A 15013-nucleotide genomic window follows, 5' to 3' on the forward strand; every position below is an offset into this window, starting at 1 on the left:
AATGTCATTAAGTTGGTATTTAAAAACGAATTATAAAAAGAACTGACAGTAAATGTAATGTATGATCTGTCAGTTCTTTATTATATATACGGCCAATGTTGCAAATATTTCCAGAAACAAAAGGTTTTGTTTTTTTAGTTCTTTGGTAACTGGATTTGGAATAAAATACAAATATAAATATATTATATTCCGAAATTGGAACACAATATTGAAAAAATGCATCGAATACACTATAATGGGAATAATAGAACGGAGGTGATTGTGTTGGTAGAGAGAAAGGAATATCTTGAATCTTTGATACAGTGGAAGGAAGAACAGGTGATTAAGGTTGTTACCGGAATCCGCCGGTGCGGGAAGTCAACATTACTTGCACAGTATCAGGAGTGGCTGTTGAAAAACGGTGTATCTAAGGAGCAAATCATATCTGTTAATTTTGAGGAATTGGAGTATGAGGAGCTGCTGAGTTACAAAAAGCTGTATGATTATTTGAAAGAACGGTTGATTCCTGGGAAGACTACCTATATCTTTTTGGATGAGATTCAGAAGGTGCCGTTTTTTGAAAAGGCGGTAGACAGCATTTATGTCAAACCAGATGTGGATGTGTATATGACAGGATCAAACGCCTATATGCTGTCCGGAGATCTAGCAACACTGCTGACCGGAAGATATGTGGAAATCAAAATGCTGCCGCTGTCTTTTAGGGAATTTCTTGAGATTACCAAATTGGAAAAGCAGCAGGGCTTTGCAGAATATATGCAAAACGGAGGGCTGCCCTATGTTGCCTCTATGGAGCGCACAGATCACAAGGTGGAAACCTATTTAGAGGGGATTTATAATACGGTCATTGTAAAGGATATTGAGGACAGACAGTCACGCAGAGAGAGCAATCCTGATAAACGGAAAGTGACGGATATTGTCCTGTTAAAGACTATCGCCAAGTATCTGTCCAGCGTTGTCGGCAGTCTTGTATCCATTCGGAGTATTACAGATTACCTAATTTCAAGTGGAAGAAAAATCTCACCCAATACAGTGAGCGACTATGTGGAGGCACTTACAGAATCCTTTATTTTTTACCCGGTAGAGCGCTTTGACATTGTTGGGAAACAGCTTTTGAAAGCAAACAAGAAACTCTATATCGTGGATTTGGGATTGCGAAATCATATACTGCCACGTAAAAATTATGACCTTGGTTTTTCACTGGAGAATATCGTTTATTTTGAATTGCTGCGCCGCGGATACAAAGTGGCAATGGGCAAGCAGGGTAATATGGAAGTAGATTTTGTGGCGGAGAAACAGGGCGCATACGAATATTTTCAGGTAACGGCAGATATGACTGCAAAAGAAACCTTTGAACGGGAGATGTGCCCCCTTGAGAATATCAAGGATAATTATGAAAAAATCGTACTCACGGCGGATTTACTCACGGTGGGAAATTACAATGGAATCAAGGTTAAAAATTTGATAGATTGGCTGCTTGAAGTGGACAAATAAAAAACAGCTGCGAGGTATTTGATAAAAGGAAAGGCAGAACAGTTTTATGAGACTGAAAAATGTTTTAATTGTAACGGAAGATATAGAGCGTGCAAAGAAGTTTTACAAAGATTTATTTGGCCTGAATGTGATTTTAGATCAGACGGAAAATGCTGTTTTGACAGAAGGTCTGGTTCTCCAGGATAAAAAAATATGGGAAGCGTTTATTGAGAAAGAAATAGTTTTTCAAAATCATGCATCAGAATTGTATTTTGAAGAAATAGATATAGAAAGCTTTATAGAAAAGCTGGAAACATATGACGTTCCGGTTCATTATGTAACTCCGCTGACAGAGTATCCTTGGGGACAGAAAATGGTAAGGTTTTACGATCCGGATGGAAATTTAATAGAAGTAAGAACGCCCATGTAAGCCTTTTTCAGAAACGTATACAGGAATTGGGTTTCAGGCACTTTTTACAGCAGGGGTGAGGGAGTATGATTTATATAACCGGAGACTGTCACGGAAAATTTCACAAATTTACAACAGAAGCATTTCCTGAGCAGAAGGAAATGACAAAGAGAGATTATATCATTGTATGCGGTGATTTTGGCGGAGTCTGGGAGCCGTTAGAGGAGTCCTCTTACGAAAAATACTGGCTTAACTGGCTGGAGGATAAACCATTTACGGTTCTATTTGTAGATGGGAATCATGAGAATTTTGATAGATTGTACAGATACCCTTTAGTGACCTGGAATGGCGGCTGTGTACATCAGATTCGTTCATCTGTATTCCACCTGATGAGAGGACAGGTGTTTTCTATAGACGGATGCCGCATTTTTACATTTGGGGGAGCAGGAAGTCATGATATTAGAGATGGAATTTTAGATCCGTCAGCAGATGCAGTGAAGATTCGAAACTGGAAAAGAGATCCGGAAAAACAATTTCGTATTAACAGGATATCATGGTGGAAGCAGGAAATGCCGTCGGAACAGGAAATGCAGGAGGGCATTCGGAATTTAGAAAAGTGGAACTGGAAGGTGGATTATATTGTGACTCATGACTGCAGCGACAGTACCAAAGAGTTCCTTGGCGATGGTGCTTATGCATGTGATGAATTGAGCAGTTATCTGGAAGAAATTCGCTGCAGAGTGCAGTATAAAAAATGGTTTTTTGGTCATCTGCATGATGACCGGGCGGTGAATGATAAGGAAATTCTGCTTTATGATCAGATTGTGAGGATCTGGTAAAGATATATATATGCGTGTGAATGTAAAGGAGGCTTCTGCATGGCGGAAATAATAGAAATTACAGATCTAAAGGCGCCGCCGTTGTCTGCCGGATGTGAAAAAGATTTGTGCTCATGCTCACCGGATTGCGGTGTTGGAAGATATCGTAAACCCTACTAATATTGGGGCGATTTTCCGTTCGGCGGCAGCTTTACATATAGATGCAGTTATACTGACATCTGCCTGCAGTGATCCTCTGTACCGCAGAGCGGCAAGAGTCAGTATGGGAACCGTTTTTCAGATTCCGTGGACTTTTTTTACCTCTAATACATCCTGGCCGGAGGAGGGGATTTCTCTGCTTCGGGAGCTGGGATTTTGCACTGCGGCAATGGCATTAAGTGAGGATTCGGTTAGGATTGACGATCCGCAATTACTTGGGGAAGACAGGCTGGCAGTAGTTTTTGGAACGGAAGGAGAGGGGCTTGCGTTAAAAACCATAGCAGATTGTGATTATACGGTAAAAATCCCAATGGCACAGGGAATTGATTCCCTGAATGTAGCCGCGGCCAGTGCTGTGGCATTCTGGGAGCTTGGAAAACAAAGATAGTAAATAATGAAAACATTGACGCCTGTATCAAAGGGCGTCTTTTTTGTTATAACTTTTTTACATAACCGTGCAAATTTTAAGAATTTCCCTTTAAAAAACCCCGATGCTATACTGGCCATAGATTAAAAAACAAGAATTTAAAGAAAAGGAGAAATAAAATAATGAGTAATTTATTTAACCTGGAAGGTAAGAGTGCAGTAGTTGTGGGCGGAGCAGGTGGTATCGGACAGGCGATTGCCCAGGGACTGGCAGAAGCAGGAGCAAAAGTAGCCATTGCCAGCAGAAAAGAAGAGTCTTTACAGCGTGCTGTATCTGAAATCAAAGAAGCATGCGGAGCAGACGTTACATATTATATTTGTGATGCTACAGATGAAGCACAGGTAGAAGCTATGGCAGAAAAGTCATTTGCTGATTTTGGAAAAGTAGATATTCTTGTATGCTCTCAGGGATTTAACAAAAAATTTGATGCAGAAGAATTCCCAATGGATGTATGGGATGACATGTTTAACGTAAACGTAAAAGGCGTTATGATGTGCAATAAACATTTCGGCAAACGAATGAAAGCAAACGGCTACGGAAAAATCATTGATATCACTTCTGTAAGAAGCTGCATGGCTACATTCCCGATGAAAGGAAATGCAGGATACTGTGCTACAAAAGGCGCTCTTGATATGGTAATCAGACAGTGTGCTGCTGAGTTTGGACCGGAAGTTACTGTAAACGGTATTGGACCTACAGTTACAATGACACCTATGATGGAAAGCATCGTTCCAGAAGCAGCAAAAGCAGGTATTGCAGCAAGCGTACCGCTTCAGAGAATGCAGGTTCCGGCAGACTGTGCAGGCCCGGCAGTGTTCCTTGCATCAGAAGCATCTGGTTTTGTGACAGGACAGATTCTCTACGTTGATGGCGGTCTTACAGCTATTGGCTAATAGATAGAATATTGGAAACAGTAAACACAGCAAGTGAGGAGAGAACTATGAGTTGGAAAGAGGTATATGAAAGCAGAATTATGTCTGCTGAAGATGCATTAAAAAAAGTTCCCGCCAACAGCCGCATGTTTTTAGCCCATTCCATGAGTGAGCCTACATATCTGGTAGAATATATGTGCGATCATAAAGAATGGTTTACAAATGTAGAGATCTGCCACATGGGATCTAGCGGAAAGCACCGTTACTGCAATGAAGAAGGAATGGAAGGCCATTTAAGACATAATTCTTTCTTTGTCAGCGGTCTCAGCCGCCAGGCAGTTATGGATGGACGTGCGGACTATACGCCGGCTTACTTCCATGAGGTTCCGGGGATGCTTGAGGACGGAACAATTACCGTTGATACAGTAATGCTTACGATTACACCTCCAAATGAAAACGGAGAGGTAAGTCTTGGTCTGTCCTGTGATTATACCAGGGCCGCAGTGAAAAATGCGAAGCTGGTGATTGCGCAGGTAAATGATCAGTGGCCATTTACCATCAGTGACGGAGCACGTCTGAATGTGTCAGATATTGACTGTTTTGTACTGCACAATGAGCCAATTCCGGAGCTGAAACCAGGGCCTTTGACAGAAGTGGAAATTGGCATCGGAAAGAACTGTGCATCTCTGGTAGAAGACGGAGATACACTGCAGCTGGGGATCGGCTCTATTCCGGATGCAGTATGCGCATCTCTGGCAGATAAAAAGGATTTGGGGATACATACAGAATTGATGTGTGACGGTGTTATGAACTTGATGAAGGCAGGTGTCATTAACAACAGAAAGAAATTGATTGATCCGGGTGTGGCTACAACTGCATTTATTATGGGAACCAGAGAGATGTATGATTTTGTAGATCATAATCCTGAAATCAATATGCAGCCGGTGGATTACACCAATGATCCGGTGCGGATTTCTATGCTGGATCACATTGTAAGTATCAATTCTGCTGTACAGATTGACTTTAACGGCCAGGTGTGCTCGGAATCTATTGGACTGATGCAGATCAGTGCTGTAGGCGGTCAGGTGGATTTTGTCCGGGGCGCAGCTATGGCGAAACACGGTAAGGCCATTATTGCTATGCCCTCTTCTGTAAAAGGAAAGATATCTAAAATTGTTCCTGTATTGGACGAAGGGGCAGCAGTTACCACAAACAGGTGTGATGTGGATTATGTTGTTACAGAATATGGAATTGCCCATTTAAAGGGAAAAACCTTAAAGCAAAGAGCGAAAGCTTTGATTGAGATTTCCCATCCTAACTTTAAGCCTGAATTAATAAAGGCATTTGAAGAGCGTTATCATTGCAGCTATGAATCATAAGTCAACAATTAACATAAAGTTAATAGTATAAAAACCATTTAAAAACTCCTTTTAGTAAATTTGATTTTACAGGCCACAGCCAGACGAATGCATTTTGTGCAGCAGTCTGGCTGTGTGCTTTTTGGAAGATGTCGGAAATGGTTATGTTTTTTTTGTATAAGCACAGCAAAAAGGGGAATTTCAGTCAAAAAAACAATTATGGTATCCTAAAACCAGAAAAGAATGTTTTATGAAATTGAATGAACAGGAGGATATAAATAGTGAACAGAGAAGTAGTGATTGCTGCATATGGACGTTCCGCCGTATGCCGCGCAAGAAAAGGATCATTTGCGGGAACTCATCCAATTGAATATTCCGCACAGGTTTTAAAGGGTGTGCTGGATAAAATTCCACAGCTTAACCGGGCTGATATTGAGGATGTTATTATGGGATGTGCGGTTCAGCACTATAAAACATCTATGAATATTGCCAAAAGTGTTGTGGCAAGGGCAGAACTTCCGGAATGTGTGGCCGGACATACCATTAACCGTTTCTGCTCTTCAGGACTTCAGGCAATTGCCACAGCGGCTAACGCTATTGCTGCCGGCCAGGGAGATGTTATTGTTGCCGGAGGCGTGGAAGATATGTCGGGCACATTTGAACCTTATCCGGAAGAACATCAGGATACTTGGTTAAATGAACATGCACCGGGAGCTTATATGGCCATGGGAATTACAGCTGAAAATATTGTAAAAGACCGGGGACTTACAAGAGAAGAGATGGATCAGATGGCAGTGGAATCCCACCAGAAAGCTGCGAAAGCGCAGAAAGAGGGAAAACTGGCGCCTTCTATTATTCCGGTTAAAGTTATTGATCTGGAAGGAAATGAAAAAGTTGTTACAGAAGACGAAGGAATCCGTCCAAATACTTCTATGGAATCTCTGGCATCTTTAAAACCCTGCTTCATCCAGGAAACAGGAACGGTTACAGCGGCAACTTCTTCTCAGACTTCAGATGCAGCAGCGTTTGTAGTATTGATGGAAGCAGAGAAGGCAAAAGAACTTGGTATTAAACCAATCGCAAAGCTGAAAGCTTTTGCTGTGGCAGGCTGTGATGCAACTATGATGGGACTGGGACCAATTTACGCAGTGCCAAAAGCAATGGAGCGTGCGGGGCTTACCATTGATGATATGGATGTTATTGAGCTGAATGAGGCATTTGCAGCTCAGGCGATTCCTTGTATCAAAGAACTGCATATGAATCCGGATAAAGTGAATCCATACGGGGGAGCTATGGCTCTTGGTCATCCAATGGGAGCAACAGGAGCATTTCTTACCTGTAAAGCGCTGGATTATCTTCAGGATAACAACGGTAAATATGGTCTGGTTACAATGTGTATTGGCGGTGGAATGGGTGCAGCCGGAATATTTGAATTACTTTAATTGGTACATAACTATAATCAGAGCATAAATGTGAGGTGTGGAGAATGAAAATAGATGATATAAAACAGGTAGCCTCCATCGGCGGCGGTGTGATCGGCTCTAGCTGGACACTGCTGTTTGCCATGAGGGGATTGAAGGTTTACCAGTATGATATTAATGAAGAATGTATTCAGAAATGCGTGGAAAATATTGACCGAAACTTAAAGTCATTACTGGAATTTCAGGCTGTGAAGGAAGAGGAAATTGAGACAATTAAAAGCCGTATTTCCTATACCACAAGTATTGCCGAGGCAGTAAAAGATGCAAAATTTATACAGGAAAACGGACCGGAGCGTCTGCCTGTAAAACAAAGCATTCTTGCTGAAATAGAGGCGGCTGCACCGGTGGATGCTATTTATGCCAGCAGTTCATCAGGACTTTTGATCTCTGACGTAACTGCAAATGCAGTTCATCCAGAGCGCTGTATCGGAGGACATCCATATAACCCGCCGCATCTTATTCCGCTGGTAGAAATTACATACAGTGAAAAAACGGATTCTGCCAATGTTTTACTGGCAAAAGAGTTTTATCAGTCAATTGGGAAGGAAGCTGTGGTATTGAACAAAGAGTGCCCGGGATATATTGCAAACCGGCTGCAGCTTGCCGTTTACCGGGAAATGATTGATCTGGTAATGCGGGGAATCTGTAATGCGGAAGATGCAGATAAAGCCCTGGTATATGGCCCCGGAATCCGCTGGGCAATTTTTGGACATAACATGATTATGCAGCTGGGAAATCCAGGCGGTTTAAAAGCAATGATGGAAATGCTTGGAGACGGCGGAGATGTATGGCTGGCTGATATGGCGGACTGGAAGCATATGCCAAATAAAGAATATGGCGAGATTGCTCAGGCGTCTGTTGATGAAATGATTCGGAACTTCCCGGATGAGATTGGACACACCAATCCCGAAATTGCAAAATACCGGGATAAGATGCTGATTGAAATATTAAAGCTGCATCACAAATTTTAAGTGACCGAGCAAGGCGAGGGATACTTCTTGTCCGGAGGCAGGAAGGTAGTAGTTAGATAACTTTGAAGTTAAAAGGTGCTCTGCATTGATTTCGTTCATGCGGAGCATTTTTGCTCTATAGAATATACCGTGTTGTGATAAAGCTGAAGAGTACCGATTCCTATAGAGCAAAAAAACGCTCCGCTGTGGATCGCACTGCGGCAGAGTGAAATCATGCTGCTTGTACAACCCGCCGCAGGATTCTTTTTTATGCTATAGAAATGGAGGAAGAAAATGGATAAAAAGCAGTGGCCGGTAAAAGTGCCGGATTATGATTTTGTAGGAAAAACAGTTGTAGTTACAGGAAGTACCAAAGGCATCGGAAAGGCGATTGCCATGGCCTATGCCCGCTGTCATGCCAGTGTGGTGATTTCCGGCAGAAGTCAGGAGGAATGCAGCAGGGTTGCTCAGGAAATCAGAAATCTGGGAGGAATTGCAGAAGGAATCCGCGCGGATGTGCAGAAATTAAATGAGATTGTCTGGCTGAGAGATCAGGCCCAGCAAAAGCTGGGACCGGTGGCAGTCTGGATTAACTGTGCAGGTACTGCCATAACAAAAAAGATTCTGGATGTAACAGAAGAGGATTATGATCTGGTAATGAATACAAATTTTAAAAGCGTGTATTTCTCTTCCCAGATGGCAGCCCAGAAGATGGCGGAACAAAAAAACGGCGGAAAAATTATTCAGATTGCTTCCGTAGGAGGATTAAAGGGTTCTAATGGATTATCTTTGTATGGGGCGTCCAAAGCAGCCGTTATTAATCTGACCAAAACTATGGCAATGGAATGGAGCCGTTATGGGATTCAGGTAAATGCCATCTGCCCGGGATATGTAGAAACAGAAATTAACAAAGCTGTGTTTGAAAATGAGACATTTAAAGACAGCGTAATCAAGACGATTCCTCAGAGACGGCTGGGGACAGTAGATGAGATAGCAGCCATTGCACTGTTTTTAGGCTCCGATCTGTCCGGTATGATCAATGGTGAAGCAATTGTAGCAGATATGGGAGCCATATGCGGCTGATTTGTGTAAAAAACAGATTTGAATGGTTATGATTTTTTTGTATAACCGTCAGGAAAATGAGAATTTCCATTCTTATGGACGATTTGTTATAGTCTGCTTAACACAGGATGCGGCCGTTAATTTTTTCGGTTAAGAAGTTCCTTTGTGACCATTAAAATCCAGTCTTTTACTTTCTGGATTTCTGCCTCTGATAATGGAGCAGGGTCATAATAAAAACTGCAGCCGTCGTAAGGGCTTTCACTGCTGGTACGAATCAGGATCCCGTCCTTTTTCAGATAGCCGCCCACACACATAGAATCCACGCTGTAACCGGAGTCTTCGGGCTTTAGAAGCTCTTCAATAATCTGATTCATCAGGTAGAAGTCTTCTTCTCCAGAGCAGCCGTTTAGATTAACCAGTATACATCCGTTTTTCATTTTGTATTCATCAAATAATTCCATGTCGTTCCCTCCTGTAGTGAATGTGTGGAAAGTATAACACAGATTTTATGAATGTCAAATCTAAAAATAAAAATTAATTCCCGAAAGGAGATCTTATTATGGCAAAAACTATTATTACAGCGGCTCTCACCGGCGCGATTACCCCTCATGGATATGATGTTCCGGAAACACCGGAGGAAATCGCCAAAGCAGCTTATGAATGCTGGAAGGAAGGAGCAGCTATCGTACATCTTCACATGCGTGATGATGCCGGGGCAGGCGTTATGGATCCTGTAAAATTTTACGAGACAATTAAATTAATACGGACCAATTATCCGGACTGTGATGTAATTGTAAACTGTACTTCGTCAGGAGATAACCGTGTTTCTGATGACTCTCCTTATGGGAATGCAGTAAGAATGCTTCACCATGGAAACGTACCGGGAATTGAAATGGGAACTTTTGATGCCGGTTCTTTTAACTGGGGAATCCCAGGAGGAATTTTCAGTAACTCTCCTACTTTTTTAACAAATCTTGGAAACCTGTACCAGGAAAAGAATATTAAACCGGAATTTGAAGTGTTTGATCTGGGGATGATCCGGGCAGTTGGCGTTTACTGGAAAAAAGGAATTGTAAAAGCACCTCTTCATTTTCAGCTCTGTCTGGGGGTTGTAGGAGGTATGGCGGCTACTCCAAGAGATGTACAGGAAATGCTTTCTTACATCCAGCGACTGCAGTCTGAAGGAAATCTTCCTGAGGAAATTACTTGGTCTGCCTTCGGAATCGGAAAAGGACATCTGCCGGTTATGTTTTCTGCCCTGGCGAATGATGGTCATATTCGTGTGGGTATGGAAGATAACGTGGTATACGGAAGAGATAAAGATGGCAAAAAAATTCTGGCAACAAATCTGATGCTTGTAAAACGGGCTGTGAAAGCGGTAGAAGCTTATGGAAACGAAGTGGCAACTTCAGCTGAAGCCCGCAAGATGCTGGGATTAGAGCCTCTGGATCATGAGGCTGTTGTAAAAGCACTGGAAGAAATCAGTGTAGAGCAACTAGAAGCAGCGAAGACAGAAGCCGGAGAAAAATACGGAACAACTTATTTCGCAGCGAAAAGTATGGGGTAAACGGTAATAACTTTTTGACATAACCGTTCAAATTTTGAGAATTTCCATTTGCAGTCAGGTGGATGATATACTCAAAACCAGATAGAGAAGAACTACATAATGAAATTTCAGGAGGAAAAATATTATGGCAAACGAAAAAAACAAACCTATGGCACCTTATGCCAAATTACCGGAACTTGAAGAGTATGGCGCATGGTTTAAAGACTTTGCAGATCTTTACCGTGAAGATGGAATCCTTCAGGTAACATGGAAAACAAATGACGGCCCGATGCATCACAGCGGAATGTCTCACCGTGCAATTGGACAGCTGGTAAGAATGCTTTCTCTGGACTTTAAAAATGAAATTATCATTTTTACACATATCGGTGACAGCTGGATGACAGAGTCTGATCCTAACGGCTGGGAGACATATTCTGAACTGCCTACAGAGCGTTTCCAGCATCAGTATTTTGATGACACAAACCTGATCAAAAATATGATTTTTGACCTTGATGTTCCTACAATTGGTGCAATTCCAGGATCCGGTTTCCATTGGGATTCTGCAATGCTTAGTGATGTAACAATTGCTTCTGAGGATACATGGATGGAAGTACCTCATGCCCACGGCGGATTAGTACCTGGTGATGCAATGGGACTTATGGCGCAGCATTATTTTGGAACAAAACGCGGCAATTATTACATGATGACAACACGTCAGTGGACAGCTCAGCAGATGCTTGACTGGGGAATGGTAAGTGAAGTAGTACCAAAAGACAAAGTTATGGATCGTGCATGGGAAATTGCCCGTATGTGGAAAACAATGTCTTATGAAAACCGTACAATCATGTCCAATCTTGCAAAACGTCCGTTAAAGAAACTGCTTGTAGAAGATCTGAAATTACATACAGTCAGCGAGCAGTATGGTTCTTTACTTCGTATTGCAGCAGGAGATCTGGGAGATCAGAATTCCGGTCAGCAGGATGAAAAATATATCAGCCGTACCAATGACTGGCGTTATACATTTGATTATATGCAGCAGCCTCAGAACTGTGAGACATGGGCAAAGTTCCGTACAGAGCCTATCGAGTGGTTCAAAAAAGTAGAAGCGGGCGAAGCTGAAAATCCATATGAAGTAAAACCGGTAAAACCATATCGTCCGGCACCGGCAGATAAATAGAATAGTTAAATAAGGATAGGTATTATAGTAAAAAATAAGATGGAGCAGTCTGGAAAGAGCTGCTTCATCTTATTTTTTTCTGTGAGCAGTGCGGAAGCGGCTTGATTACCCTGAAATAGAATCATATTAAGTTAGCCGTAATGTCCAGAATTTTTGTCTGTTATCATTAAGAACCATTTTTCCGGATTCTAGTGCACTTTGCGGAGGGGTTCTGTAAATACCTCTGCGGCTGATCCAGGGGGAACCGGATTTTTTTAAGATAATCATGGATTCTAATAACTGAAGGGAAACGGATAAAACATCCATAATGGGAACCTGATCAATTTGTGTCAGACCATGAGGCTGGGAGTTCTCACAGCCGGGGGCAATCCGCAGTGCAGGGGACATCAGGCCGCAGCAGGGAATCAAAATTTCAGCGCCCTGATTAATTAGAGGTTTTCCAGCTGTAATAAAACTATCTATAGTTTCAGATGCATGAATAAGTCCTTCTGGCTGTTTTTGAGGAGGCTCCGGTGTAGCTTGAATACCGGCACAGAAATCTTTCAGACCTAATATATTTACTTTGTGCCAGGTTTCATGAATATTTGCTTCTGAAATAACCACAAGACCAAATTTTTTAGCCATAATTGCTGCCATGTACAGGGAAGCTTCACCAATACTGATAACGGGAATATTTACAAGACTTCTGATCTGATCAAGCATAGGATCGCCAAAACAAGTAATCAGGATACCGTCAAACCCTTCCTTTTCCGCTGAGAGACAGGATTGCAGTACTGCCTGGGAATTTAAGAGATCAATTGCCGGATAAAAAAAGCCTTCCATGCCAATAATCCCCCAGTCACTAAATTTTGAAAAAATTTCTGTGTCAGGACGTCTTACTAAATTAAAATTTTCCTTCCAGATTTTTGAAAGATGATTAACAGCAAAATCATCATTTTCTTTAGCAATGGCAACGTTGGCCAGCATGATTTTCATTGAAAAACCCCTTTCTGATTTATATTTTATGCTGCTACTATAGCATCTGCATAAGCTTGAATACAGTGAGTTTAATGCATGGCAGACTGCGGTTCTTTCAGTCAGAATTTTTTATACAACAAAAATTTAATTCAATGGGAAACATTATGATTTAAAATCTGTTCAAATAAGAAAACTGCCGGATTTGAGGTATCTTTTTTAAAACGAGCGACGATCTCTACCCGGGAATCCTTATCCAGATCTATAAAGGTGAGTCCCGGATTTATTTCGCAGCAGCACTTTGGAAAAAAGGTAATTCCCATTCCGGCACTAACAAGCATCAGAGCAGATTCAACGTCTGAAGTATATGTTGTTATGTTGGGGATAAACCCGGTTTTCTGACAATCACGTATCATTGCCTTAAAGGTATATTCGCTGATTTTGGGATTGACAAAAATCACCGGATCATTGGAGAATACATTTCGTTTTACCTTTCTTTTCCCGGACAGATAGTGGTCCTGGGGAAGAACGGCGCAGATTGGTTCGCTGGAAACAATTTTTTCAGTAATTGTTTCTGTATGAAATGGTTCAAAGCTGATTGTAAAAATAAGATCTAATTTATTTGTCTCAAGCTTTTGGCTGAGGTTTTGAATGGAATCCTGTATCAGAGTAATCTGAATATCTGGATGCTGTTCCCGGAATTTACGGATGAGCTCTGGCAGGATTTTTTTTTCGTGCAGTCCCTGAAAACCGATTGTTAAAATGCCGGTACATCCATTTTCGATCTGCCAGGCGTTGGCTACAGCCTGAGAGAAATTAGTCAGAAGATGTCTGGCATCTGCATAAAAGGATTTTCCGCTTTCGGTCAAGGCTACATAATGCCTGGTTCGTTTAAACAGTTTCAGCCCCAGCTGGCGTTCTATATTTATAATATTCTGGCTCATAGCCGTCTGGGCAATGTGATTTTTTTCAGCAGCTTTTGTGAAGCTCAGGCATTCGGCCGCGTCAATAAAATACTGCAGCTGTCTAAGATGAATATAATGATTATAATCCAAAAAATCACCGGCTTTCTGTATGAATAGAATTTAGAAGCATAACCTTATGATAGAATTACTATATCATTAGGGCAAAAGAAGGTACAGTCGAAAAAACCGGAAGCTGAATGCGTAAAATGCATCCAGATAAATGTGAAAAAGGAAAATTTGACTATAATTGTAAAGAAATTGAATGTATAATATTAAATATGTAAAGCCTGCTGCATGCTGGCTGACAGGAAAATGATACAAGCAGGAGGGCCGTATGAACTCGAAACAAATTGAATGTTTTTTATGTGTGGCAGATTGCCTGAATATATCCAATGGGGCACAAAAGCTTTATGCATCGCAATCAACAGTCAGCAGGCAGATCAGTCTGCTAGAAGAGGAACTTTCAGTTTTACTATTTGTACGGGGAAATAATTATCTGCGTTTGACACCTGCCGGGGCGGCCATGTATCAGACATTTTTGGAGATGGATCAATTATTTCGCCAGGGACATAAAAATGCCTTGAGGTTAAATGAAGGAAAAGAGGGCAGTCTCTGTATTGGATTTTACTGCAATATGCAGATTGAGTCTTTTTTGAATCAAATTGTAATGCAGTTTCGGGAAACATATCCGGATATTATCCTTGATTTTGGATGTGCGCCTAACGGTTCGCTGGACTCTTTTATCAGATCCAATTTTTTTGATGTTATTTTTCTGCATGATTTTGATGAGATTAACAATTCTGAGTTTTTATATGAACGAGTATGTAATACACATCAGTTTCTGTTATATGGAAAAAATCACAGGCTGGCCCAAAAATCGTCTCCGCATTTTTCCGATTTTAGGGACGAGGTGTTCTGGACGGTAAAGGATCGGGATTGTCAGGCTCATATGAAGGGGAAAGAGAGAATCTTTCATTCTTATGGAATTGAACAGTGGAACACCAGGGAGGCGGCTAATATAGATACTGCTCTTTTAAATGTGCGTCTTGGAAATGGCTGCATTTTTTTAGATCCGCTTACTTACCAGGTCAATGATAAATTTTACAAAATTTTAGAGCTGCCGGAGGAAATTTCAGGCGTCGGGATCAATCTTGCCTGGAATAAAAATAATTTGAATCCTGCGATTCCTTTATTTGTCAATCAGTTTGTTAATCAGAAAATTAACCTCTGATTATGTTGTACTTCAAATAAAAACCCGTTGCTTTGAACAATTCTTTTGTCGGAAAATTTTCTGACAGGATAGTT

At 41.4% G+C, this 15013-nt stretch carries 14 protein-coding genes and 1 pseudogene; 12 read left to right on the plus strand and 3 right to left on the minus strand.

Annotated features, from left to right (window positions below):
- Positions 1–261: 261 nt before the first annotated feature.
- The 9 genes and pseudogenes from OCV88_RS06925 to OCV88_RS06965 all read left to right on the plus strand — a co-directional run bounded on the left by OCV88_RS06925 (position 262) and on the right by OCV88_RS06965 (position 9087).
- Complete coding sequence (locus tag OCV88_RS06925) at positions 262–1491, plus strand: ATP-binding protein (RefSeq protein ID WP_334307976.1); 1230 nt, start codon at positions 262–264, stop codon at positions 1489–1491.
- Between the two features lie 46 nt (positions 1492–1537).
- A complete protein-coding gene (locus tag OCV88_RS06930; RefSeq protein WP_158424808.1) occupies positions 1538–1900 on the plus strand; it encodes a VOC family protein in 363 nt (120 codons plus the stop codon).
- 65 nt (positions 1901–1965) lie between these two features.
- Positions 1966–2718, plus strand: coding sequence for a metallophosphoesterase family protein (locus OCV88_RS06935; RefSeq protein WP_158424809.1), 753 nt, complete (start codon positions 1966–1968; stop codon positions 2716–2718).
- An 85-nt stretch (positions 2719–2803) separates the two neighbouring features.
- Positions 2804–3304, plus strand: a pseudogene (locus OCV88_RS06940) (TrmH family RNA methyltransferase); the annotation flags it as partial.
- Between the two features lie 161 nt (positions 3305–3465).
- Positions 3466–4236, plus strand: coding sequence for an SDR family NAD(P)-dependent oxidoreductase (locus OCV88_RS06945; protein ID WP_158424811.1), 771 nt, complete (start codon positions 3466–3468; stop codon positions 4234–4236).
- Positions 4237–4283: 47 nt separating this feature from the next.
- Entirely contained in the window at positions 4284–5594 is a 1311-nt protein-coding gene (locus OCV88_RS06950; protein WP_158424812.1) for an acetyl-CoA hydrolase/transferase family protein, read from the plus strand.
- A gap of 260 nt (positions 5595–5854) precedes the next feature.
- Positions 5855–7015 carry a thiolase family protein gene (locus tag OCV88_RS06955; RefSeq protein WP_158424813.1) on the plus strand — a complete coding sequence of 387 codons (1161 nt, stop codon included), beginning with the start codon at positions 5855–5857 and terminating at the stop codon, positions 7013–7015.
- 44 nt (positions 7016–7059) lie between these two features.
- A complete protein-coding gene (locus OCV88_RS06960) occupies positions 7060–8025 on the plus strand; it encodes a 3-hydroxyacyl-CoA dehydrogenase family protein (protein ID WP_158424814.1) in 966 nt (321 codons plus the stop codon).
- Positions 8026–8298: 273 nt separating this feature from the next.
- Entirely contained in the window at positions 8299–9087 is a 789-nt protein-coding gene (locus tag OCV88_RS06965) for an SDR family NAD(P)-dependent oxidoreductase (protein WP_158424815.1), read from the plus strand.
- Between the two features lie 116 nt (positions 9088–9203).
- On the opposite strand, the gene OCV88_RS06970 is transcribed toward OCV88_RS06965, so the two are convergent.
- Positions 9204–9527, minus strand: a complete 324-nt coding sequence (locus OCV88_RS06970) for a histidine kinase (RefSeq protein ID WP_158424816.1) — start codon at positions 9525–9527, stop codon at positions 9204–9206.
- Between the two features lie 98 nt (positions 9528–9625).
- Between OCV88_RS06970 and OCV88_RS06975 the strand changes: the two genes are divergently transcribed.
- Complete coding sequence (locus OCV88_RS06975; protein WP_158424817.1) at positions 9626–10633, plus strand: beta-keto acid cleavage family enzyme; 1008 nt, start codon at positions 9626–9628, stop codon at positions 10631–10633.
- Between the two features lie 124 nt (positions 10634–10757).
- A complete protein-coding gene (locus OCV88_RS06980; protein ID WP_158424818.1) occupies positions 10758–11789 on the plus strand; it encodes an enoyl-CoA hydratase/isomerase family protein in 1032 nt (343 codons plus the stop codon).
- A 126-nt stretch (positions 11790–11915) separates the two neighbouring features.
- On the opposite strand, the gene OCV88_RS06985 is transcribed toward OCV88_RS06980, so the two are convergent.
- The gene (locus OCV88_RS06985) at positions 11916–12764 is read right to left on the minus strand and encodes an aspartate/glutamate racemase family protein (RefSeq protein WP_158424819.1); all 849 of its coding nucleotides are present in this window, start codon (positions 12762–12764) and stop codon (positions 11916–11918) included.
- 131 nt (positions 12765–12895) lie between these two features.
- Positions 12896–13798, minus strand: coding sequence for a LysR family transcriptional regulator (locus tag OCV88_RS06990; RefSeq protein ID WP_158424820.1), 903 nt, complete (start codon positions 13796–13798; stop codon positions 12896–12898).
- A gap of 244 nt (positions 13799–14042) precedes the next feature.
- Here OCV88_RS06990 and OCV88_RS06995 point away from each other — a divergent pair, with 244 nt between their 5' ends.
- The gene (locus OCV88_RS06995) at positions 14043–14939 is read left to right on the plus strand and encodes a LysR family transcriptional regulator (protein WP_158424821.1); all 897 of its coding nucleotides are present in this window, start codon (positions 14043–14045) and stop codon (positions 14937–14939) included.
- Positions 14940–15013 lie beyond the last annotated feature (74 nt).

The organism is Brotonthovivens ammoniilytica, from assembly GCF_025566885.1.
Lineage (GTDB): Bacteria > Bacillota > Clostridia > Lachnospirales > Lachnospiraceae > Brotonthovivens > Brotonthovivens ammoniilytica.